Source organism: Rubellimicrobium rubrum (assembly GCF_006152115.1).
GTDB classification, from domain to species: Bacteria; Pseudomonadota; Alphaproteobacteria; order Rhodobacterales; family Rhodobacteraceae; genus Rubellimicrobium; species Rubellimicrobium rubrum.
In genome coordinates, this window is sequence record NZ_VDFU01000005.1 from 205,002 (window position 1) to 225,128 (window position 20,127).

Annotated in this window: 18 protein-coding genes; 5 read left to right on the forward strand and 13 right to left on the reverse strand. The window is 65.2% G+C overall.

The annotated features are described in order from the left end of the window. Positions 1-3: 3 nt before the first annotated feature. Both FHG66_RS06700 and FHG66_RS06705 read right to left on the reverse strand, forming a co-directional pair. Positions 4-1,320: an efflux RND transporter periplasmic adaptor subunit gene (locus tag FHG66_RS06700; RefSeq protein WP_139075967.1), complete on the reverse strand. Its 1,317-nt coding sequence runs from the start codon at positions 1,318-1,320 to the stop codon at positions 4-6. A gap of 205 nt (positions 1,321-1,525) precedes the next feature. Further along, positions 1,526-2,446 (reverse strand): sugar kinase, encoded by a 921-nt coding sequence (locus FHG66_RS06705; protein WP_139075968.1) that lies wholly within the window; start codon positions 2,444-2,446, stop codon positions 1,526-1,528. Positions 2,447-2,570: 124 nt separating this feature from the next. Here FHG66_RS06705 and FHG66_RS06710 point away from each other — a divergent pair, with 124 nt between their 5' ends. Both FHG66_RS06710 and FHG66_RS06715 read left to right on the forward strand, forming a co-directional pair. Then, a complete protein-coding gene (locus tag FHG66_RS06710) occupies positions 2,571-3,872 on the forward strand; it encodes a vanadium-dependent haloperoxidase (protein ID WP_218013801.1) in 1,302 nt (433 codons plus the stop codon). After that, positions 3,872-5,449 carry a CRTAC1 family protein gene (locus FHG66_RS06715; protein ID WP_139075969.1) on the forward strand — a complete coding sequence of 526 codons (1,578 nt, stop codon included), beginning with the start codon at positions 3,872-3,874 and terminating at the stop codon, positions 5,447-5,449. Before FHG66_RS06710 ends, FHG66_RS06715 begins: the two co-directional genes overlap by 1 nt. Here FHG66_RS06715 and FHG66_RS06720 read toward each other — a convergent pair. Genes FHG66_RS06720 through FHG66_RS06740 form a run of 5 tightly spaced genes read right to left on the reverse strand, consistent with a single transcriptional unit; the run spans position 5,446 to position 10,511 of the window. Beyond that, complete coding sequence (locus FHG66_RS06720; RefSeq protein WP_139075970.1) at positions 5,446-6,444, reverse strand: ABC transporter ATP-binding protein; 999 nt, start codon at positions 6,442-6,444, stop codon at positions 5,446-5,448. The two genes, FHG66_RS06715 and FHG66_RS06720, sit on opposite strands and share 4 nt — an antisense overlap. Beyond that, positions 6,444-7,469, reverse strand: coding sequence for a Gfo/Idh/MocA family protein (locus tag FHG66_RS06725; RefSeq protein WP_176556154.1), 1,026 nt, complete (start codon positions 7,467-7,469; stop codon positions 6,444-6,446). The genes FHG66_RS06720 and FHG66_RS06725 overlap by 1 nt, the downstream gene beginning before the upstream one ends. Continuing rightward, a complete protein-coding gene (locus FHG66_RS06730) occupies positions 7,466-8,302 on the reverse strand; it encodes a carbohydrate ABC transporter permease (protein WP_139075971.1) in 837 nt (278 codons plus the stop codon). Before FHG66_RS06730 ends, FHG66_RS06725 begins: the two co-directional genes overlap by 4 nt. Beyond that, on the reverse strand, positions 8,302-9,204 hold the full coding sequence (locus tag FHG66_RS06735; RefSeq protein ID WP_139075972.1) for a carbohydrate ABC transporter permease: 903 nt from the start codon (positions 9,202-9,204) through the stop codon (positions 8,302-8,304). The genes FHG66_RS06730 and FHG66_RS06735 overlap by 1 nt, the downstream gene beginning before the upstream one ends. Before the next feature lie 50 nt (positions 9,205-9,254). Next, on the reverse strand, positions 9,255-10,511 hold the full coding sequence (locus tag FHG66_RS06740) for an ABC transporter substrate-binding protein (protein WP_139075973.1): 1,257 nt from the start codon (positions 10,509-10,511) through the stop codon (positions 9,255-9,257). A gap of 280 nt (positions 10,512-10,791) precedes the next feature. Between FHG66_RS06740 and FHG66_RS06745 the strand changes: the two genes are divergently transcribed. Beyond that, positions 10,792-11,637, forward strand: coding sequence for a glucosamine kinase nucleotide-binding domain-containing protein (locus FHG66_RS06745; RefSeq protein WP_139075974.1), 846 nt, complete (start codon positions 10,792-10,794; stop codon positions 11,635-11,637). A gap of 20 nt (positions 11,638-11,657) precedes the next feature. Here FHG66_RS06745 and FHG66_RS06750 read toward each other — a convergent pair whose 3' ends face one another. Together FHG66_RS06750 and FHG66_RS06755 are read right to left on the reverse strand one after the other, a co-directional pair. After that, positions 11,658-12,551 carry an N-acetylmuramic acid 6-phosphate etherase gene (locus FHG66_RS06750; RefSeq protein WP_139075975.1) on the reverse strand — a complete coding sequence of 298 codons (894 nt, stop codon included), beginning with the start codon at positions 12,549-12,551 and terminating at the stop codon, positions 11,658-11,660. A gap of 58 nt (positions 12,552-12,609) precedes the next feature. After that, positions 12,610-13,644, reverse strand: a complete 1,035-nt coding sequence (locus tag FHG66_RS06755; protein ID WP_139075976.1) for an Atu2307/SP_0267 family LLM class monooxygenase — start codon at positions 13,642-13,644, stop codon at positions 12,610-12,612. A gap of 227 nt (positions 13,645-13,871) precedes the next feature. Here FHG66_RS06755 and cls point away from each other — a divergent pair, with 227 nt between their 5' ends. Together cls and FHG66_RS06765 are read left to right on the forward strand one after the other, a co-directional pair. Continuing rightward, positions 13,872-15,308 carry a cardiolipin synthase gene (cls, locus tag FHG66_RS06760; RefSeq protein ID WP_139075977.1) on the forward strand — a complete coding sequence of 479 codons (1,437 nt, stop codon included), beginning with the start codon at positions 13,872-13,874 and terminating at the stop codon, positions 15,306-15,308. Continuing rightward, a complete protein-coding gene (locus FHG66_RS06765; RefSeq protein ID WP_139075978.1) occupies positions 15,305-16,033 on the forward strand; it encodes an endonuclease/exonuclease/phosphatase family protein in 729 nt (242 codons plus the stop codon). The genes cls and FHG66_RS06765 overlap by 4 nt, the downstream gene beginning before the upstream one ends. Before the next feature lie 42 nt (positions 16,034-16,075). On the opposite strand, the gene FHG66_RS06770 is transcribed toward FHG66_RS06765, so the two are convergent. From FHG66_RS06770 to FHG66_RS06785, 4 genes are read right to left on the reverse strand one after another with little or no spacing between them, the layout of a single operon-like run. After that, positions 16,076-17,545 carry a mannitol dehydrogenase family protein gene (locus FHG66_RS06770; protein ID WP_139075979.1) on the reverse strand — a complete coding sequence of 490 codons (1,470 nt, stop codon included), beginning with the start codon at positions 17,543-17,545 and terminating at the stop codon, positions 16,076-16,078. A 9-nt stretch (positions 17,546-17,554) separates the two neighbouring features. Next, complete coding sequence (locus FHG66_RS06775) at positions 17,555-18,346, reverse strand: SDR family NAD(P)-dependent oxidoreductase (protein WP_139075980.1); 792 nt, start codon at positions 18,344-18,346, stop codon at positions 17,555-17,557. Between the two features lie 2 nt (positions 18,347-18,348). Then, a complete protein-coding gene (locus tag FHG66_RS06780; protein WP_139075981.1) occupies positions 18,349-19,119 on the reverse strand; it encodes an L-iditol 2-dehydrogenase in 771 nt (256 codons plus the stop codon). Continuing rightward, positions 19,116-20,117, reverse strand: a complete 1,002-nt coding sequence (locus FHG66_RS06785; protein ID WP_139075982.1) for an ABC transporter ATP-binding protein — start codon at positions 20,115-20,117, stop codon at positions 19,116-19,118. Before FHG66_RS06785 ends, FHG66_RS06780 begins: the two co-directional genes overlap by 4 nt. Positions 20,118-20,127: the final 10 nt, after the last annotated feature.

The window sequence follows — 20,127 nt, forward strand, 5'->3', positions numbered from 1 at the left end:
CGTTCACTCCTGCGCCGGGGCGCTGCGAGCGCCCGAAGAGGTTCCGCTCACCGGACCGGCCTGCGCCGTTGAGGGCGCGCCCTCCTCGGTTGTCTCTGGATCCTGAGCGGGTTCAGTGGAGGCCACGTCGCGCACGACGCCCTGCTCGTCGATCTCCACGGGGCGCGGCACCACCTCGGCGCCGTCGCGAAGATTGTTCAGCCCGTCCACGATCAGCTGATCGCCAGGTTGCGCCCCCTCGGTCACCACCCAGCCGTTGCGATAGGTCCCGGTCGTGGTCAGCGTAACCTCGTATGCGACCCCGTCCCGGGCGACAAAGGCCGTCAGGGATCCGTCGGGCGCGCGACTGGTGGCACGCTGGGGTACGATGATGCCGGGGCTGGTGCCCAGCGTGACCTCGACCCGGAGAAACTGGCCGGGCAACACCCGGCAGTCGGGGTTGTCGAACTGGACCCGGAAATCGACCGTGCCCGTCGTCGTGGATACGGCCGTCGCTGGCGTGACCAGCGTCCCCTCGCCTTCGTGCATCTCGCCGGTCTCGAGCACGAGCTTCATGCCAAGCGCGTCGCCGGACTCCAGGGTTCCTGCGTCGATGCGCTCGCGGATGCGCAGCATCCGGGCACTTGATTCGGTGACATCGACATAGATCGGGTCCAGCCGGGTCACCCTGGTCAGGGCCTCGGCCTGATTTGCGGTGACGAGTTCGCCCACCGAGACCTCGGCCACATCCGGGATGCCGTCGATGGGGCTGCGAATCTCGCTGCGTTCCTGATCCAGCTGGGCGGCCTGAAGCGCAGCCTCGGAGGAGGCCAGCGAAGCCCGCGCCTGCGACAGCGCGGCCTCGGCGGTCTCAAGATCGGCCCGCGTCACTGCAGAGCCCTCCAAGCTGCGGTACCGCTCAACGGTCGCCTGGGCGGTAGCGACGCTGGACCGAGCCCCAGCCACCGTGGCCTCGGCTGCGGCAACGGCCGTGGCGTAAGTGTCGTCCTCAATGCGGAACAGGAGATCACCGGCCTTCACGGGCCGGCCAGCCTGAAAGGCGACCTCCTCAATCACGCCACTCACGCGAGGGCGAACATCCGCTTCCTCGAAGGCGACGGCGCGACCGGGAAGGGTGAGTGCGTAGGGCACGTCCTCGGCCAAAAGCTCGATAACGCCGACCTCGGCCGGCCCGGCTTCCTCGGCGCCGGGAGGTCCCCCGGGCGTCTGGGCCTGAGCCAGCCCAGACGGTAGGGCCAGGATGAGCGCGATGGCCGCGAGCCGATGCAGACGCCAGGGTCCGACAGAGCCGGTATCGCTCCCGGCGTGGATCCTTGGCATTGGCGGTCCTCCTTGGACTGGTGCATGCGGGCGCAGCCGACCTCGCCCGATCCCAACGGTTATGGGCCGGGTTTCCGTCGCAAGCGTGGTCCACGACGATCGACCGGTCCTGCCGCACATAGGCCCTCCCCGCTGGCTGTCACCACGGGTGGAACTCACATGTGATGGAGTTCGGAGCGACGGTCAGGCTCGGTCGTGCGGCGCGTCAGTCGCGGGGGATGATGGCTCCGGGATGACCGATGATCCGGGTGGCCAAGGCATGAGCCGTCTGAGCCGCTTGGTCGGGGGCCTGTCCCTGGAGCCGCGCGGCGAGATAGCCCGCGTTGAACCCGTCTCCGGCTGCGGTCGTGTCTACGACCCGGGGCGCTGGCGGATACACGCCCCGTGGAAAGGCCTGACCGCGCGCCCAAAGATGCGGCCCCGACGGCCCGTCCTTCAACGCAATCTCACTCACCCCTTTGCGGGCGAGCCGCTCGAACACCGCGTTCACGTCCTCGCCCGGATGGAGCTTGTCCTCGTCGTCTCGGGATGGAAGCGCGATCGTGGTGGCGTCCCACATCGCAGCAAAAGTTGTCCGAGCGGCGTCTTCGCTTTCCCACAAACGCGGCCGGTAGTTCGTATCGAACGCGATGGCCTTGCCCGATGCGCGAAGAAGGCCGCACTGCGCGATCAGGCGGATGCGCTGCTCGGGCGGGAGGATGGCGAGGGTGATGCCCGACAGCATGACCAGATCGAAGTTGCCCAAGCTTGCCGGATCGATCCCGCCCGTGTCGAACATCGACCGGGCTGCGGATTCGCTGCGCCAGTACGAGAATGTTCGCTCGCCATGCTGATCGACCGAAATGGCGTAGATCCCCGGCAGTCGCCCTGGCAGCCGCGCGACGCCGGACGTGTCAAGCCCCTCGGCCTCCATGAAGGTCGAAATGCGATCCGAGAAGGCATCCGTCCCGAGGGCGGTGAGATAGGAGATCTCTGCCCCCTCTCCCAAGATCCTTTTCAGGTAGATCGCCGTATTGAGGGTATCGCCTGCCACGCCGAAGCCGAGTTGCCCCCGCTCGGGGTCGAGCCCGGACAGTTCCACCATCGCCTCCCCTATGCACGCGATGCGAATTGGCTTCTCTGTCATGGCGATCCTCCCGATCCGGCAGGCGAAGGATTAGCCATGACATCGTCAGCGGACCAGAGCGGTTGCGGCGATCTCTTGCTTTCGAGAATGGCTGATGACCTAATCTCGTGAGGAAAAGAGGGTGGTGGACACGGTGCGTGGGATAGTGGCGCTTGTTGTAGGGCTGCTGATGGGCGGCCAAGCCATGGCACGACCTTCGCCGGATGACGTGCTTCACACCAATACCCGTCTCGTGCTCGAACTGGTCCGGCACACGCCCAGTTATTCGCCACCCGTGGCTAGCCGGGCATTCGCATACCTGTACATCACCGCCTTCGAGGCCGTCGCCGGTGGCTCCACCAAGCTGCGCAGCCTCCAGGGACAGCTGAATGGTTTGTCAGGCTTGCCGCAGCGGAGGCCCGGCCAGGACTACGACGATGCCGTCGTCCTGCAGGCTGCTCTATCCGCGGCCATGGCCGAGCTCTTCTTCAACACCGGTCCCACCGGGCAGCGCGCCTTGGACCGCATGGCGGAGCATCTGGGGGCCGATGCCAGCGAAGGCGTTGGCGCCGAGACGGCAGACCGCAGTCGGGCGCTTGGACAGGATCTGGCCACCCATATCCTTGAATGGGCCAAGAAGGACGGCGGGCACGTGGTGGAGAACATGGGCTTCCCCCTCGAGTACAGCTTGGCCAAGGGTCCGGGCGCATGGACGCCAACAAGCCGGATCGTTCAGCAGCAATTGCCGCTCCTCCCCGAATGGGGAAGCAACCGGAGCTTCGCGATGCCGGACGCAGCAGCCTGTCCGACGCCCGCGCCCCCAGCCTACAGCGAGGAACCGGGTTCGCGGTTCATGGAGGAAGCCATCGAGGTTCTGGAGACGCGTCGCCGGCTGACCGACGAACAGCGCACCGTTGCGCGCTTCTGGTCGGACGATCCGATGCTGTCGCCCACCCCCCCGGGCCACTGGATCTCGATTGCGCAGCAGGTCCTGGATGCGGAGGATGCGGACGAGGAGCGGCGGGCCGAGGTGCTGGCCAAGCTGAGCATCGCCATGGCCGACGCCTTCATCGGTTGCTGGCACGAGAAGTTCCGGTTCAACCTGATCCGCCCCGTGACCTACATCCGAGCGCATCTCGATCCAGGCTTCGAGCCCATGCTGATCACGCCTCCGTTCCCCGAGTACCCGTCCGGGCACAGCACCCAATCGGCCGCCGCGGCAGTCGTGCTGACCGATCTGTTCGGCGAGGATTACTCGTTCACCGATGCGACGCATGTGGACGATGGGTTGCCCGCCCGAAGCTTTTCCAGCTTCCAAGAGGCCGCGCTAGAAGCTGCTGAGTCACGACTGCTAGGCGGGATTCACTTTCGCTCGGCCGTTGAGCAGGGGTTGGATCAAGGACGGTGCATTGGCGCCTACGCGTCCAACCTACGGACGCGGCACTGATGCGCCTTGCAGTCGTTGCCGGACTGTTCGCGACTGCCGCCTCGGCCGCAGAACCGATCATCCCAACCTTCGTTGAGGAAACAGACTACTCCAATGTCCGCAGCTCCTACGACGGCGGGTGGGAATACATGGTCGGCGGAGGAGTGGCAGCGTTCGACTGCTCCGGGGACGGGTTCCCGGACCTGGGCTTCGCCGGGGGCACCTCGCGAGCCTCGCTTTGGCGCAACATCTCGGCCCAGGGAGGCCCGCTGCGCTTCGAACCGGTGGCAAGCGGGATCGAACTGGAGGCCGTCACCGGAGCCTATCCCCTTGATGTGGATGGCGATGGCGTGCAGGACCTCGTGCTGTTGCGTCAGGGCGAAAGCGTGCTCATGCGCGGGCTTGGCGAGTGCCGGTTCGAACCGGCCAACGAACTCTGGCGCTTCGAGGCTCCGAACGCCTGGACCTCGGCCTTCGCGGCCACCTGGGAGCGCGGACAGAACTGGCCGACCCTCGCGTTGGGCACCTACATCGATCCGGAGGAGGAGTTCTTCCCTTGGGGTTCCTGCACGGACAACCTCCTGTTCCGCCCCGAAGGCCAAACCTTCGGCGAGCCCCTGCCCCTGCGCCCGAGCTTCTGCGCGCTGTCGATGATGTTCACGGACTGGGATCGTTCGGGCACGCCGTCTCTGCGGATCGCGAATGACCGTGAGTACTACAAAGGCGGACAGGAACAGTTGTGGCGCGTTCTCCCGGAGGGCGAGCCTGCTCCATTCACGCAGGCCGAGGGCTGGAGTCCCCTGCGGATCTGGGGAATGGGCATCGCCTCGCGGGATATCGATCTGGACGGCTATCCCGAGTACGCGTTGAGCAGCATGGCCGACAACAAGCTGCAGACCCTGGCGACGGTGCTGCCAGCCGATGCACCGCTTCGCCCCGAGTATATCGATGTGGCCTATCCTCGCGGAGCCATCGCTCAAAGACCCTATACCGGCGGCGACGTGCGACCCTCGACCGCCTGGCACCTGGAGTTCGCGGACGTGAACAACGATGCGCGGCCGGACCTGTTCATCGCCAAGGGCAACGTGGCCGAGATGCCCGACTTCGCCGCTCGCGACCCGAACAACCTGCTGCTGCTGCGTGAGGATGGTACCTTCCTCGAGGTCGGTTCGGAGGCCGGCGTCGCCAGCATGGCTGTCTCGCGCGGGGCCACGCTGGCCGACTTCAATCTCGATGGGCTGCCCGACTTGGCTGTCACAAACCGGGGCGAAAACGCCCAGCTTTGGCGCAATACGACCCGAGAAGCAGGCCACTGGATCCAAATCCGCCTGGAGCAGCCGGGGGCGAACCGCGACGGCGTTGGTGCCTGGATCGAAGTCCGCTTGGCCGACGGCATCCATTCGCGCGAAGTGACGGTTGGGGGCGGTCAGGCGGGCGGCTCAATGGGCTGGTGGCACATGGGTCTGGCGGAGGCCGCAAGCGCCGAGGTCCGCGTCTTATGGCCCGACGGGACCGAAGGGCCGTGGGAACGGCTTTCGGCGAACGGATTCTACGTGCTCGCACGCGGCGGGCCGGCCAGGGTCTGGGCCCCCCACTAGCGAAGCCGGCGGCCCTCCGCGTCAAAGCGGAAGACCCGAGCCGGATCCGGGGTCAGCCCGACCGCCTGACCCACGCTGAAATGGTGCTCACCGAACAGTCTGACCGTCAGTAGGCCATGCGGCTCCGTGTGGACATAGACCAGCGTTTCGCCGCCGAGCGCTTCTACATGACTGACGGAACCGGAGATGGCGCTACCGCTGAACGTGATGGAGAGGTGTTCGGGACGGACGCCCATGATTGAGGATTGCTCGCCCAAGGCTCGGCCCTTGAGGAAGTTCATCCGCGGGCTCCCGATGAATCCCGCCACGAAGGTGTTCGAGGGATCGTTGTATAGCTGCATCGGCGGGCCGACCTGCTCCACCACGCCTGCGCGCATCACGACGATGCGGTCGGCGAGGGTCATGGCCTCTACTTGATCGTGCGTGACGTAGATCATCGTCGCCCCGAGTTCCCGGTGAAGCCGGGCGATCTCGATCCGTGTGGCCACCCTGAGCGCGGCGTCCAGATTCGATAAAGGTTCGTCGAAGAGGAACAGCTTCGGGGTCCGGACGATTGCCCGGCCAATGGCCACCCTCTGACGCTGCCCCCCCGACAGCTCGGCAGGACGGCGGTCGAGATAGGGGTTCAGGTCCAGCAGAGTCGACGCCTGATCAACGGCCGCACCTGTTTCCGCCCGCGAGACCCCGGCCTGACGGAGAGCGAGGCCCATGTTGTCCCGCACGGTCAGGTGCGGGTAGAGCGCGTAGGTCTGGAACACCATGGCAATGCCACGCTTGGCCGGGGCGACGTTCGTGATGTCTTGTCCGTCCAGCGTAACCGAGCCGGTGGTGACATCCTCGAGCCCAGCGATCATCCGCAGCAGCGTGGACTTGCCGCAGCCCGAAGGGCCGACGAACACCACGAACTCACCGTTGGCGACAGAAAGGTCGATTCCCTTGATGATCTCTGTGCGGCCAAAGCTCTTCGTCAGACCCGCAAGCCGAAGCGACCCCATCAGAGCCTCACCGGCTGGCCCGAGCGGACGCTTTCGTCCGCTGCCAGGCAGACCGCGAGCGAACTGACCGCATCCTGCATGTGCCGCGACAAGTCGAGATCGTCGCGGATCGCACGCGCCACGAAGGCCTGCTCGCGGTCGCAGAGTTCCTGATGCCCGGGCTCGTCCGCCATGCTCAGATCCTCGTCAGGCTGGCCCACCCGATGAACGCGGATCAGCGATGTCTTGGTGTGGGTGTCGATGTCGTCCGATCGCGCGTCCTCGGCCATCCGGATGGAGACGGCCCCCCGAGGCGAGATCACGTCCTTCACGAAAAAGGCGGTGTCCGACATCATCGGACCCCACCCGGCTTCATACCAGCCGCAGGAACCGTCTTCGAACAAGACCTGGAAGTGGCCATAGTTGTACATGCTGGGCGCGACCTCGTCCGACAGGCGAAGGCCCATGCCCCGCACCTCGATCGGCTTGGAGTCGGTGATCTGGCACATCACGTCCACGTAATGCACGCCGCAATCCACGATGGGCGATGTCGTTTCCATCAACCGCTTGTGCACCTCCCAGGTGGGGCCGCTGCTTTGCTGGTTGAGGTTCAGGCGAAAGACGTAAGGTCCGCCAAGGTCGCGAGCCTCCTCGATCAGGCGAATCCAGCTCGGGTGATGGCGAAGGATGTAGCCGATCACCACCTTCCGGCCGGTGATCCGGGAAGCCTCCGCCACGCGCCTTGCATCCTCGACGGAGGTCGCCAGCGGCTTCTCGACGAAGACATGCGCGCCCGCCTGCATGGCGGCTACGGCATAGTCGGCATGGCTATCCGAATAGGTCGCCACGCAGACGAGGTCCGGTTTCAGCACAGCCAGCGCTGCGTGGTAGTCGGTCGTGATCGTGTGGCCGGCAAGTTCCGGCGGAAGTTCAATGACCGAGCGGTTCACGAGACCCACGATCTCGAACTCGGGATTGCTGGCATAGGCGACCGCATGGCTGCGTCCCATGTTCCCAAGGCCCACGACAAGGACGCGGATGGTCATTTCACGGCTCCGGCAGTGATCCCGCGAATGAGCTGCCGCGAGAAGATGAGGTAAAGGACAAGGACCGGCAGGATGGCGAGCGCCAACGCCGCCAGCACCGCGTTCCAGTTGGTCACGAACTGTCCGATGAAGACCTGCGATCCCAGCGTGATCGTCTTGGTCTCCTCGGACGGAGCCAGGATGAGCGGGAACCAGAGGTCGTTCCAGATCGGGATCATGGTGAAGACCGCGACCGTAGCCATGGCGGGACGAACCAGCGGCAGGACCAGCCGAAAGAAGATCGCATACTCGGACAGGCCGTCCATGCGGCCGGCGTTCTTGAGATCATCCGAGACGTTCCGCATGAACTCCGACAGGATGAACACCGCGAGCGGTAGGCCCTGGGCCGTATAGACGAGAATCAGCGCCGTCAGCGTGTTCACGAGGCCAGCCGCCACCATCATCTGCAAGATTGCCACCGTGCCGAGGCGGATCGGGATCATGATGCCCAGAGCCAAGTAAAGGCCCATGAGCGTGTTGCCGCGAAACCGGTACTCGGACAATGCAAAGGCAGCCATGGCTCCGAAGAGGAGGACCATGGCAAGCGAGACGATGGTGACAATGGCGGAGTTCAGGAAGTAGCCGATCACGTCGCCGTTCTCGAGCACCGTCGTGTAACCGACCGGATCCCAGGTCGCTGGCGTCGGAAGCGCCAGTGGGGCGCCGAAGATGGCGCGCCGGGACTTCACGCTGTTGATCACGATGATCCACACTGGGAACAGCGCGATCAGCGTGTAGACGATCAGGACGGCATGCGCCGCTAGAGCGCGGCCGGGATGGCTGCGTGCGGCCATCAGAACTGATACCGGCGGAGCCGCCTCTGAACCCCGAAGAGGTAAAGACACACCCCCGCAAGGATGATCAGGAACATCGCCGTCGCGATGGCCGCACCCATGTTGGGATCGCCCAGCTGAAGCTGGAAGCCGAAGAAGGTACGATAAAGGAAGGTGCCGAGGATATCGGTCGCAAAGTCCGGTCCTGCGAGGGCCCCTTGAGACACGTAGATCAGGTCGAACGCGTTGAAATTACCCACGAAGGTCAGGATCGAGATAATGCCGATGGCAGGGAGGATCAGCGGCAGTTGCACCTTTCGGAAGAGCGCCCAGCCGGTGATGCCGTCCATTTCGGCGGCTTCCAGCACCTCGTCAGGGATCGAGAGAAGCGCGGCGTAGATCAGCATCATGGGAATCCCGACGAACTGCCAGACGGAAATCAGCGCAAGCGTGGTCAGAGCCGACCCTTCTTGGCCAAGCCAGGGTGCGAAAAGCCCCTTGAGACCGATTGCCCCAAGCATCGACGGCGCGATCCCCCAGAGCGGCGACAGAATCAGTTTCCAGACGAAGCCTACGATCACGAAGCTCAGAATCGTCGGCACGAAGATGGCTGTCCGATAAGCGGCCGCAAAGCGGAGACGCGGGCTGGCCAAAAGCGCGGCAAGAAGGACGCCGATGGGGTTCTGCACCAGCATATGGATCACGAAGAACCAGATGTTGTTGCCTAGCGCATTCCAGAAGGCGTCGGACCACAGCGGGTCGCCGAAAAGGACGCGGAAGTTCTGGAAACCACGAAAACCCTCTTCTCCGTAAAGCGCCAGGTTCAGCGTTCCGAACAGTGGGATGATCATGATTGCGGTGTAGACCAGCACGGCCGGCGCAAGGAACACCGCGATATGCCACCGGACCTTAGGTGCTGCCATTCCCATCTCTCCTGTGGAGTGGCCCCGGATCGCTCCGGGGCCCGCCGTCCTCACTGAGGCGCAGCCGTGTACCAGGAGTCGAGGCCCTGCTGGAGGCGGGCTGCCGCGTCAACTGGGGCCTCGGTGCCGCGCATCACGTTGGCCGAGGCGTTCCATGTCTCGTTCTCGAGGTTGGGCGTCCCGCGCGACAGAATCGCGTAGGTCGAACGGATCGTCGATTCACACTCGTCCCGCCAGGAGATGAACTCCTGCGCGAGCGGGTCCTCCAGAGTCACCTCGCCGTTGGACAAGGGGAAGAAGCCGGGCAGTGCGTTGCCGTAGAGGTTTGCGAACTCGGGGCTGGCCACCCAGTCGAGGAACGTGCGCGCGGCCTCCGGGTTAGGCGTGGCGGCGTTCATGCCGATACCGATGTCGGTGTGATCGCTGATGTAGCAGGTATCGCCCGCAGCCTGCACGGGCGGCGGGAACGCTCCCATCTCGAAGTCCACCTGAGGGTTGAAGACAGAAATCTCCCAGGATCCCGAGGGATAGATGGCGGCGCGACCCAGGGTGAACAGGTTCTGGGAATCGGGGTAGGTTTGCGCTTCGAAGCCGTCGCCGAGGTAATCCTTCCACCGGGCAAGCTGCTCGAAAGGAGCCACCCATTGGGGGTCGGTCAGCTTCTGGGTTCCTGCGATCAGGGCCTGACGTCCTTCCTCGCCCTTCCAGTAGTTCGGCCCGATATTCTGGTAGCCCATGGTGGCCGCTTCCCACTGGTCGTTGGCGCCCATGGCCATGGGGATGTATGTGCCGTCGGCCTTGAGGGCATCGAGCACCGCATAGAACTCGTCCACGGTTGTCGGCTCGGTGAGCCCAAGCTCGTCGAAGGCGGTCTTGTTGTAGATGAAGCCGTGGATCACCGAGGCCATGGGCACGCAGAAGGTCGCGGCCGCATCGTCGGTCTGCCAGGCGGACTTGGCCACGTCCGAGAAGTTGGCAATCCCTGGCAGGTCGGTCAGGTCCGCAAGGTGGCCCTGATTGAACAGTTCGAGCGAGGCGTCGAAGGGCCGGCAGGTGATGAGGTCACCCGCCGAGCCGGCCTGCAGCTTGGAATTGAGAGCTGCGTTGTACTCGGCTGGGGCGGTGGGAGCGAATTCGACATTGATGTCGGGATGCTGCGCCTCGAAGGCGGGGATGAGCGTGTCCTGCCAGATGGCGAGGTCGTCGTTCCTCCAGGATTCGATGGTCAGGGTCACAGGCTCCTGCGCCTGGGCGACGCCGGCAAGCAGCGTACTTCCCAGAAGGGCAATGCGGAACACGGTTGTCATGAGGATCTCCCTATCGGTTCTTTGTTCTTTGGTCGGCTTGGGGCCAAGGCCCGACGGCATCTCGAAGCAAGCCGAATGTGCAGGTCCCATGGCGGCTGAGTGGGGTGCAACATTGTCCCCAGTCCGTCGCCCGACCATTGCAAGCTCGTTCATGGTTGGAATGATGATCAATCGGGACCGACTGTAAAGCCTTGTTCCCGAGCGCTGATCGAGACCGCCGGCCAACCCCCCACTTCCCCTCGCGCCGCCCTTCGGCAAGAAGGGCTGAGGAGGATCGTCGATGCGGCTTTATCTCGGGGTGGACGGAGGCGGAACAGGCTGCCGGGCGGCCGTGGCAGAGGCGGACGGTCCTGTCCTGGGCCGCGGCGAAGCAGGACCGGCCAACATCGCGTCGGACCCCGACGGAGCCCTTGTGAACATTCTGGCCGCGACCCGGTCTGCCATGGCTTCAGCCGGTCTTGATGAATCGCTGACCAAAGAGGTCCATGCCGCTCTGGGCCTCGCAGGCTCGAACGCGCGAGGGTTCCGGGACCGGCTGATGCGACGCCTTCCGTTCGCTCGGGCGCATGTGGTCAGCGATGCCGTCGCCTCAACTTTGGGGGCGTTGGAACAGGAGGATGGGGTGGTCGCGGCGCTGGGCACAGGCACGGTCTTTGCCATCCAACTGGCAGGCAAGGTTCGCCAAATCGGCGGCTGGGGCCTCGTGCTCGGGGACGAAGGAAGCGGAGCCTGGATCGGACGCGCGATCCTGTCAGCCGCCATGGCAGCCCATGACGGGTTCCGCCCCTCCACCCCACTGCTCGAGTCGCTGGTCACGGAACACGGCGGCGCGGATGGCCTGGTGTCCTGGTCGTTGTCGGCCCGGCCCGCGGACTTCGCGGCCTTGGCGCCCCGGGTCATGGCATCGCAGGACGCTGCGGCGCTCGATGTGATGGCGCGGGCCACGGCCGACGTAGTCCGATCGGTCGAGCTCCTCCAGAATCAAGCCGATCTGCCGGTCGTCGTTCTGGGAGGGCTAGCCCCTTTCTTCTCAGGGGCGCTGGCCCGCCGATGGACCGTACGCCCCCCGCTGGGATCGGCCCTCGACGGTGCCCTATGGCTTGCGCGTCAAGGGCGCGGACACTGAACGGCCTGCGCTTTCGAACATCATTGCCCATGATCCTCGGAACTCTCCAAAGCCAGGCGGAGATTGCCGCTTGCGGAGGTCAGCCGACGTGTCGCCTCGTCTGCCTCCAGGCCACCCGCCACGAGAACAGCGGCCTTGATGCTCCACCCGGTTCGCTCAAGAGCGTCGCTGGCCGATCCGGGGGTGCAGCGGGCAAGCTGGCAGACCATCTCGACAGCACGCTGGCGTAGCTTGTCGTTGAGAGGGCGCATCTCCACCATGTAGCTTTCGTAAACACGACCCATCCGGATCATCACCTGGGTAGAGATCATGTTGAGCACGACCTTCTGAGCCGTGCCCGCCTTCATCCGCGTGGAGCCTGCCAGCAGTTCGGGGCCGGTATCGACAGTGATGCCGAATTCACAGGCAGACGTCAGCGGAGCACCTGGGCTGTTGCAGACCCCGATGGTCAGCGTCCCTTGCCGGCGAGCTGCCTGAGCGACAGCCAGGGTGAATGGAGTACGGCCACTCGCGGCCACAGCGATAAGGACGTCCCCTGGGCCCAGGGTGGCCTGCATCGCTTGGCGCGCGCCATCATCCCGGTCGTCCTCTGCCCCTTCACTCGGTTCAAGCAGCGCGGAAGGACCACCGGCAATGAGGAAGGCGATCCGCTCTGAGGGCCAGTCGAAGGTGGGCCCAAGCTCGCTGCCATCCTGGACGGCGACCCGGGCCGAAGTGCCGGCGCCGGCATAGACGATCCGGCCCGTCCCGCCCGAAAGGCGTCCGGCTGCGGCCTCGACGGCCAGCGTTATGTCGGGAAGCGCTGGCCCGACCGCCGCGACGGCAGCAAGCTGACTTTCCCAGATAGCGGTCGCAGTTTGCGAAGCGTTCCAGGTGTCTAGGTCGCGATAACGCGGGTCCACCCCTTCGGTCATTCGCAACTCCCGGCTGAATGACATGGCAGCTAGGTGTCCGGCCAGCCCAGACCAGGGCTCAGGCCAGCGCCTTCCTGACTTCTGGCGCAACCCGCGTTGCGAAAAGTTCTATCGCCTTCATGAGCGTTGGATGGTCGATGACGCCGATCGCCATCTGGATCACGAAGCGGTCGAAGCCAAGGATTTCGTGCATGGCAAGGATCTTGTCCGTCACCTCTGCCGGGCTGCCCACGAACAGTGCTCCTCTAGGGCCTCGCGCGGCATCGAACTGCGCTCGGCTTGTCGGCGGCCAGCCTCGTTCGCGGCCGATCCGATTCATCACCTCGGCCTGTGGACGGTAGAAACTGTCGGCGGCTTCCTGACTCGTTTCAGCTACGAAGCCATGGACGTTCAGCGAGGTCTTAAGCTGGCCCCGGTCGTGACCTGCCTGCTTGACCGCGCGATCATAGAGTTGGAAGAGCGGCTGGAAGCGAGCGGGTTCCCCTCCGATGACGGCGACCGCGAGCGGCAGGTTCAGCATCCCTGCCCGTCCCACGGACTGAGGCGTACCGCCGACCGCTACCCAGATGGGCAAGCGTTCCCCATAGGGACGCGGATACACCCCCCGATCCCCGATCTCGGGGGTGTGCTGGCCGCCCGGCCAAGTGATCCGCTCCCCCTCGTTTAGCTGCATCAGAAGCGCCAGCTTTTCGGCGAACAGGGTATCGTAGTCGTCCAGATCGTAGCCGAACAAGGGAAAGGACTCGATGAACGAGCCCCGACCGGCGATGATTTCCGCCCGGCCCTGAGTGAGGTTGTCCAGCGTCGAGAACTGTTGGAACACACGAATGGGATCATCCGAGCTCAGCACCGTCACGGCGCTGGCCAACCGGATCGTCCGGGTCTGCAGGGCCGCTGCCGCCAGCGCTACCGCTGGGGCGGACACAGCATAATCCGACCGGTGATGTTCGCCCAAGCCGAACATGTCCAGCCCTGCCTGATCGGCAAGCGTGATCTCCTCGACGAGGTTGCGAAGCCGCTCGCTCGGCGTGACGAAATGCCCGGTGACAGGGTTCCTGCCCACGTCGCCAAAGGTGTAGAGACCTAGTTCCATCCTGAGCGCCTTTCCGACCCGGACGCCTCAGGTGGACACAATCTCCTGCGGGAGCAAGGGGCGCGGGTGGTGCCCTGGCGCACAGGTCATGTGTCGAGATCGACGCCGAACCGCTTCGGGGTGCCGTCGAGGGACGTTCGACCAGTGGCTGCCCCCTTGCGGGAGGGGTTGATCGGCGTGAAGGTCCGGCCAAGAAAGCGCGGCTACAACGGCCCGCAAGGACCACCATGACCCTGTTCACACTGGGCTACATCCTCTACGTCGTCGGGGTCTCGGCCTACATCATCTCCGAGAACCGTCGGCCCCAGTCCGCGTTCGCGTGGCTGTTCCTGTTCCTGACGGTCCCGCTCGGTGGCCTGGTCATGTATATCCTGTTCGGCCGGATGCGCGGTGGCGTGGGTCGGACCCGCAAGCTCCTTCGCCAAGGTCAGCCTCTCCACCTGGGTGAGACTCTCGACCGCGCCCGCTCCGAGCACGAACGGGCGATGGAGCGCATCACCACGCGGCCTCCGCTGGTGCGGCACATGGCGACCTTGGCGCAGGCCACCTCGGGCGGGTTCCTGACGACCTCGAACAAGGTGGAGGTCCTTCAGGACGCCTCCGAGAAATATCCCCGCCTCTTGGAGGATCTGGCGGGGGCCCGCATCAGCATCCACCTCCAGTATTATATCTGGAGGTCCGACAGGCTGGGCGAACACCTGATGACGCTCCTCGCGGCCAAGGTGTCCGAAGGCGTGAAGGTCCGCATCCTTTACGACCCGGTCGGCTCGTTCGGCATCAGGACCGCCATCTACATCCGGCGCATGCGTGCCCGCGGGATCGAGATGTGGCCGTCCTCTCCGCTATGGCGGGTTCACACGATCTCTTATCGGAATCACCGAAAGATTGCCGTGATCGACGGGCGCATCGGGTACACGGGCGGCCTGAACATCGGTGACGAGCATCTCGCGCCCGGTCGAGGCTACGCGATCTGGCGCGACACGCATCTTCGAATGACCGGCTTGGCGGTACGCGCCCTGCAACGCGTCTTTGCCGTCGACTGGACCAACGCTACAGGGCAAAGCCTGTTCGGACCTGAGCACTTTCCGCCACTGCAGGACGACGACGAGGCCCGCCACCCGGTCCAGCTCGTGGTGTCGGGGCCTGACTCGGAATGGCGTGCGATCCGGCAGCAATACTTCGGCATGATCACCGGTGCACGAGAGCGGGTCCGGCTTCAAACCCCATACTTCATCCTGGACGCCTCGCTGAGCGAGGCGCTCAAGACCGCAGCGCTGTCCGGGATCGACGTCTCCGTGATGATCGCGTCCGGGGGGCCGGACCAGAGACTCGTGTACTGGGCTGCCCGCACCTATCTGGCCGAGATCGCCACGGCGGGAGTCGAGGTCCTGTTGTACGAAGGCGGCTTTCTTCATGCCAAGACGGTCGTGGCCGATGGCTGGGTGGCTTCCGTCGGATCGGGTAACTGGGATATCCGGTCCTTCTCCATCAATTACGAGCTCAACGCCTTGGTCTACGACACCGCCATAGCCGCCGAGATGGAGGCCAGCTATGAACTCGACCGCGCGCGCTGTCGCCTGTTCGATCCGGACGAGTACCGGTCCAGTTCCCGGCTCCTGCAATTCCGCGACTCGGTCGCGCGTCTCGTGTCGCCCGTGCTATGACCTCGCGCCATCGCAAGCCGGCGCCGGAATGGCGGCTGCGGATCGCCAGCTACAACATCCGCAAGGCCGTGGGCCTGGACTGGAAACGTCGTCCCGAGCGCATTCTGAGCGTGCTTGATGAAATCCAGCCCGATGTGATCGTTCTGCAGGAAGCAGACAAGCGGCTTGGGCAAAGGCCCGCTGCGATCCCGTTCGGCCTTCTGGCCACCCACGGGGCCTATCAGCACCTCGACCCCGGTCCAGGACCCTCGTTGGGATGGCATGGCAACGCCATCCTTCTCCGCAAGGGCTTCGCCGGCGAGGTCCTGGACCGCCTCGACCTGCCCGGGCTCGAACCCCGAGGGGCCTTGGTTGCCCGCATACGTCCCACGGCCGGGGCAGGCAGCTTCGCCCTGGTGGCAGCGCACCTGGGGCTGAAACGGGGCTCCCGCCATCAGCAGGTCTCGACTATCCTTTCAGCGACTCGGAACCTCCGGCTGCCAGTCGTCCTGGCCGGAGATCTGAATGAACGCGCCCCAGCGAGGCTGCTTGCGCCGTTCCACCGCGACCTGCGGCTGGTGACGCCGGGACCCAGCTTTCATGCCGCGCATCCCTTCGTAGCCCTGGACCACATGATCCTGGGTGGCGCTGTCAGGCTGATCCGGGCACAGGTCCATGTTACGGGCCTGTCCCGGGTCGCTTCGGATCATCTGCCGATCTGGGCGGACCTGGCGTTTCCGACCTGAGGTCTGCGGCTGCTCCGACGATGTCAGGCCTGAGCCCCTGGCCTAGTCCTGGACGTAAGCGGCAAGGGTCGCTTCCACGCCGTTTGACCAAAGCGAGGCGAGTTGCCGGCCAAAGGCGTCGGCAAAGCGTAGGTCTTGTCCCATATCCCCAAACACCAGCGTGTTGGACAGGAACTCGGCCGGGTCCGTCTTGGCGGCCGAGGCGCGTGCGCGCAAATCATCCCAGTTCTCGTCGTTAGGAGCTATGGGCCTGCCAGCTTCGTCCACGCCGGCGCAGTACCGGCACCAAAGCGCGACCTCCAGAGCCAAGCCAGCGAAACGCCGTCCCTCGGCGAGGGCCTGGCGTGCGGTGGGCAGGATGAACTTGGGCTGGCGGTTCGAGCCGTCGAGGCAAAGGCGTGGGATCGTGTCGCCCACTTCAGGATTGGAGAACCGCTCCGCGATGAGCTCGCGATAGGCGTCGTAGCTGACGCCCGCGATGGGGGCCAGGGTTGGCTGGATCTCGCGGCGGGTCAGCGCATCGAGCCAGTCGGCGATGCGTCGGTCCGCCATCGCATCATGGACGAAGTGATGACCCAGCAGCGCGCCGGGATAGGCGATGGCAGCGTGGCCGCCGTTGAGGATGCGGAGCTTCATCAGCTCGTATTGCGCCACATTGGTCACGAACTCGGCGCCGACCTCCTCCCAAGCCGGCCGGCCTTGCGGGAAGTTGTCCTCCAGCACCCACTGCCGAAAGGGCTCGCACGCCACGGGGGCCGAGTCCAGGAGACCGAAGCGATCCTGAACCATCTGCCGCTCCCGGTCCGAGGTGGCGGGGGTGATGCAGTCCACCATGGAATTCGGGAACGCGACATGGGCCGCGACCCACTCCGCGAATGTCGGGTCCTGTAGCCGGGCCAAGCCAATGACCGTCCGCGCCGCCACATGCCCATTCTCGGGGAGGTTGTCGCAAGACAGCACGGTGAACGGAGGTACCCCGGCCTCGCGACGGCGGCGAAGGGCGGCCAGGATCATGCCGAACACCGTCCGGGGGGCATCGAGGTTCCGGGCATCGGCCTGCATGTCGGGGTGGTCGGCCGCGAACCCGTCGGTCTTGGCATCGACATAGTATCCGCCTTCGGTCACGGTCGTGGAGACGATGCGGATCGCCGGGCTGGCCATCGCTGCTACGATCGCCTCTGGTTCCACCGCCACGAAGTCGATCATGGACCCGATCACTCGGGCGCTCAGACCCGACGGGTCCAGTTCCACCACCGTGGTCAGGCAGTCCTGCGCCAGAAGACGGTCCCGCATCTGGGCGTCCGACGGACGTACGCCCGCTCCGACGACCGCGAAGTCGTGGTCGCGTCCCAGATTGAAGAGCCGATCCAGATAGACCTGCATGTGGGCACGGTGGAAGTTGCCGACGCCGACATGGAGGATGCCGCCAGTCAGGCTCGAACGGTCGTAAGCGGGGCCGGCGACGCCGTCGGGCAGGTTCTGCAGCGCGGCGTCGTTCAGGGGAATAGACATGGTTGATCCTCAGATCGTGCGGAGCATGCCGCCGTCATAGTGATAGGTGGACCCCACCGCGTAGGACGCCCGGGGGGAGCAAAGGAAGACCATGAAGTCCGCCAGTTCCTGGACCGTGCCGAAGCGCTTGATGGGGGCGTGCTCGTCCGCGACGCCTTGAAGGTAGCCTTCCCAATCGCCGCCATTCGGAGCCGAAAGCTGCTTGGCGGTCTTCACCCAGTCGGGCGTGAGGATGAGACCCGGGCTCACGGTATTGACGCGGATGTTCATGGGGATGAACTCCGTCGACATCGTCTTGGAGAGCATCAGCAGCGCGGCCTTCGTCACGTTGTAAATCGGTTCGTACCAAAGCGGCTGGGTCGCGCAGATGGAGGCGTTGTTTAGGATCGCGCCACCCCCGCGGGGTGCCATGAGAGGCACGAGTCCTCGGGCTAGCCGCACTGCAGCCATGACATGCAGATCCCAGTAAGCCTGCCACTTCTCGTCCGGCGCATCCAGGATCGTCTCGTTGGAGCCGGTGCCGGCGTTGTTGACGAGGATGTCGCAACCGCCGAACGCCGCCCGGGTGGCCTCGATCAGCGTCGCACAGCCCTCGGCCGTGGCGACATCGCAGGCCTGGGCCACGGCGCGGGTGCCGAACTCAACCTCGATGGTGCGGGCGGCTTCCTCGGCACGCGCGCCGTTGCGCGCAGCGATGAGGACGTCAGCCCCCTCCCGAGCGAAGGTCCGCGCCACGCCGAGGCCGATGCCGACGCTACCGCCCGTCACGACCGCAATCTTGCCCTTCAGTCCCAGGTCCATCGTCAGGCCATCCAGTTTCCGCCGTCCACCCCGTAGGTCTGGGAGACGACATAGTCGGACTCGGAGGATGCCAGAAAGACAGCCATGCCGGTCAGGTCCTCGGCGGTGCCCATGCGGCCGAAGGGGACCGCCTCACCCACGATGCGCCGCTTCTCGCCCAGGGGGCGCTTCTCGTACTTGGCGAACATGGCGTCCACATGGTCCCAATGCTCCCCATCGACGACGCCAGGCGCGAGCGCATTGACGTTGATCCCATGCTTGATCAGGTCGAGGCCGGCTGACTGGGTAAAGCTGATGACGGCGGCCTTGGTAGCGCAATAGACGGCCACCAGCGCCTCGCCCCGGCGGCCCGCCTGGCTCGCCATGTTGATGATCTTGCCCCCCTGCCCCCGGGCGATCATGCCCCTGGCTACGGCTTGGGTGGTGAAGAACACGCCCGCAACGTTGACAGCGAAAAGCCTGTCGAAGGTTTCGCGCGTGATCTCGACGACAGGCGAAGCGTCGAAGAGCGCGGCGTTGTTCACCAGAATGTCGATGCCGCCCAACTCGCGCTCCACCTCGGCCACCGCCGCGTCGATGCTGTCCTGGTGCGTCACGTCCATTCGGACGGCAATGGCGCGGGGGATGCCCGAAGCGGCCTGCCGCGCACGGTCGATGTTGATGTCGGCAATGGCGACGCGGGCCCCCTCGCGGGTGTAGGCGTCTGCAAAGGCCAGCCCGATACCGCGCGCAGCCCCGGTGATCAGGGCGCGCTTGCCCTCGAGGCGCTTCATAAGCGCAGTCCGCTCTGATCGAACCTGTGGATCTTGTCCGGTTCGGGCGTCAGGAAGACCGTATCGCCATGATGAAGCGAGACCTCTCCGCCAGCACGAACCGTCAGAGCAGCGCCAAGACCGGTCTCCTGAACATGGAAGAAGGTGTCGGAGCCCAGGTGTTCTGAAACGCCGACGATGCCGCGCCACTCACCCATCGTCGGGTGGACCGAAATGTGTTCGGGCCGTATGCCGATCGTGTGGGCGCCGAACCGCTGCGCCTCGGGCCCCGAGATCAGGTTCATCTTGGGGCTGCCGATGAAGCCCGCAACGAAGATGTTGCGCGGGCTGCGGTAGAGATCAAGCGGGCTGCCCACCTGCTCGATCCGGCCCGCGTTCAGCACCACGATCTTGTCGGCCATGGTCATGGCCTCGACCTGGTCGTGGGTCACATAGATCATGGTCGTGCGGAGTTTCTCGTGAAGCTCGCTGATCTCCATCCGCATGCCGACCCGCAGGGCGGCATCGAGGTTCGACAGCGGCTCATCGAACAGGAAGGCCGACGGCTCGCGCACGATCGCCCGACCGATGGCCACGCGCTGGCGCTGCCCGCCCGAAAGCTGACCCGGACGACGGTCGAGGTAGCTGGTGAGGTTGAGCACCTTGGCAGCGGCCTCGACCTTGCGGTCCTGCTCCGCCTTGGGCAGGCCCGCCATGCGAAGCGGAAAGGCGATGTTCGACCTGACCGACATATGGGGGTACAGGGCATAGCTCTGGAACACCATGGCAAGGCCGCGCTGCGCCGGGGACACTCCCGTAGCGTCCCGGCCGTCGATGATGATGCGGCCGCCCGTGGTGTCCTCAAGCCCGGCGATCAGACGGAGCAGCGTGGACTTGCCGCACCCGGAAGGACCGACGAAGACCACGAACTCGCCATCCTGAATCTCGAGATCCAGCGGTGGAATGACCTGGGCTTCGCCGAACCGCTTGGCCACACCCGAAAGGGTTATCTGTCCCATGAGTTGTCCC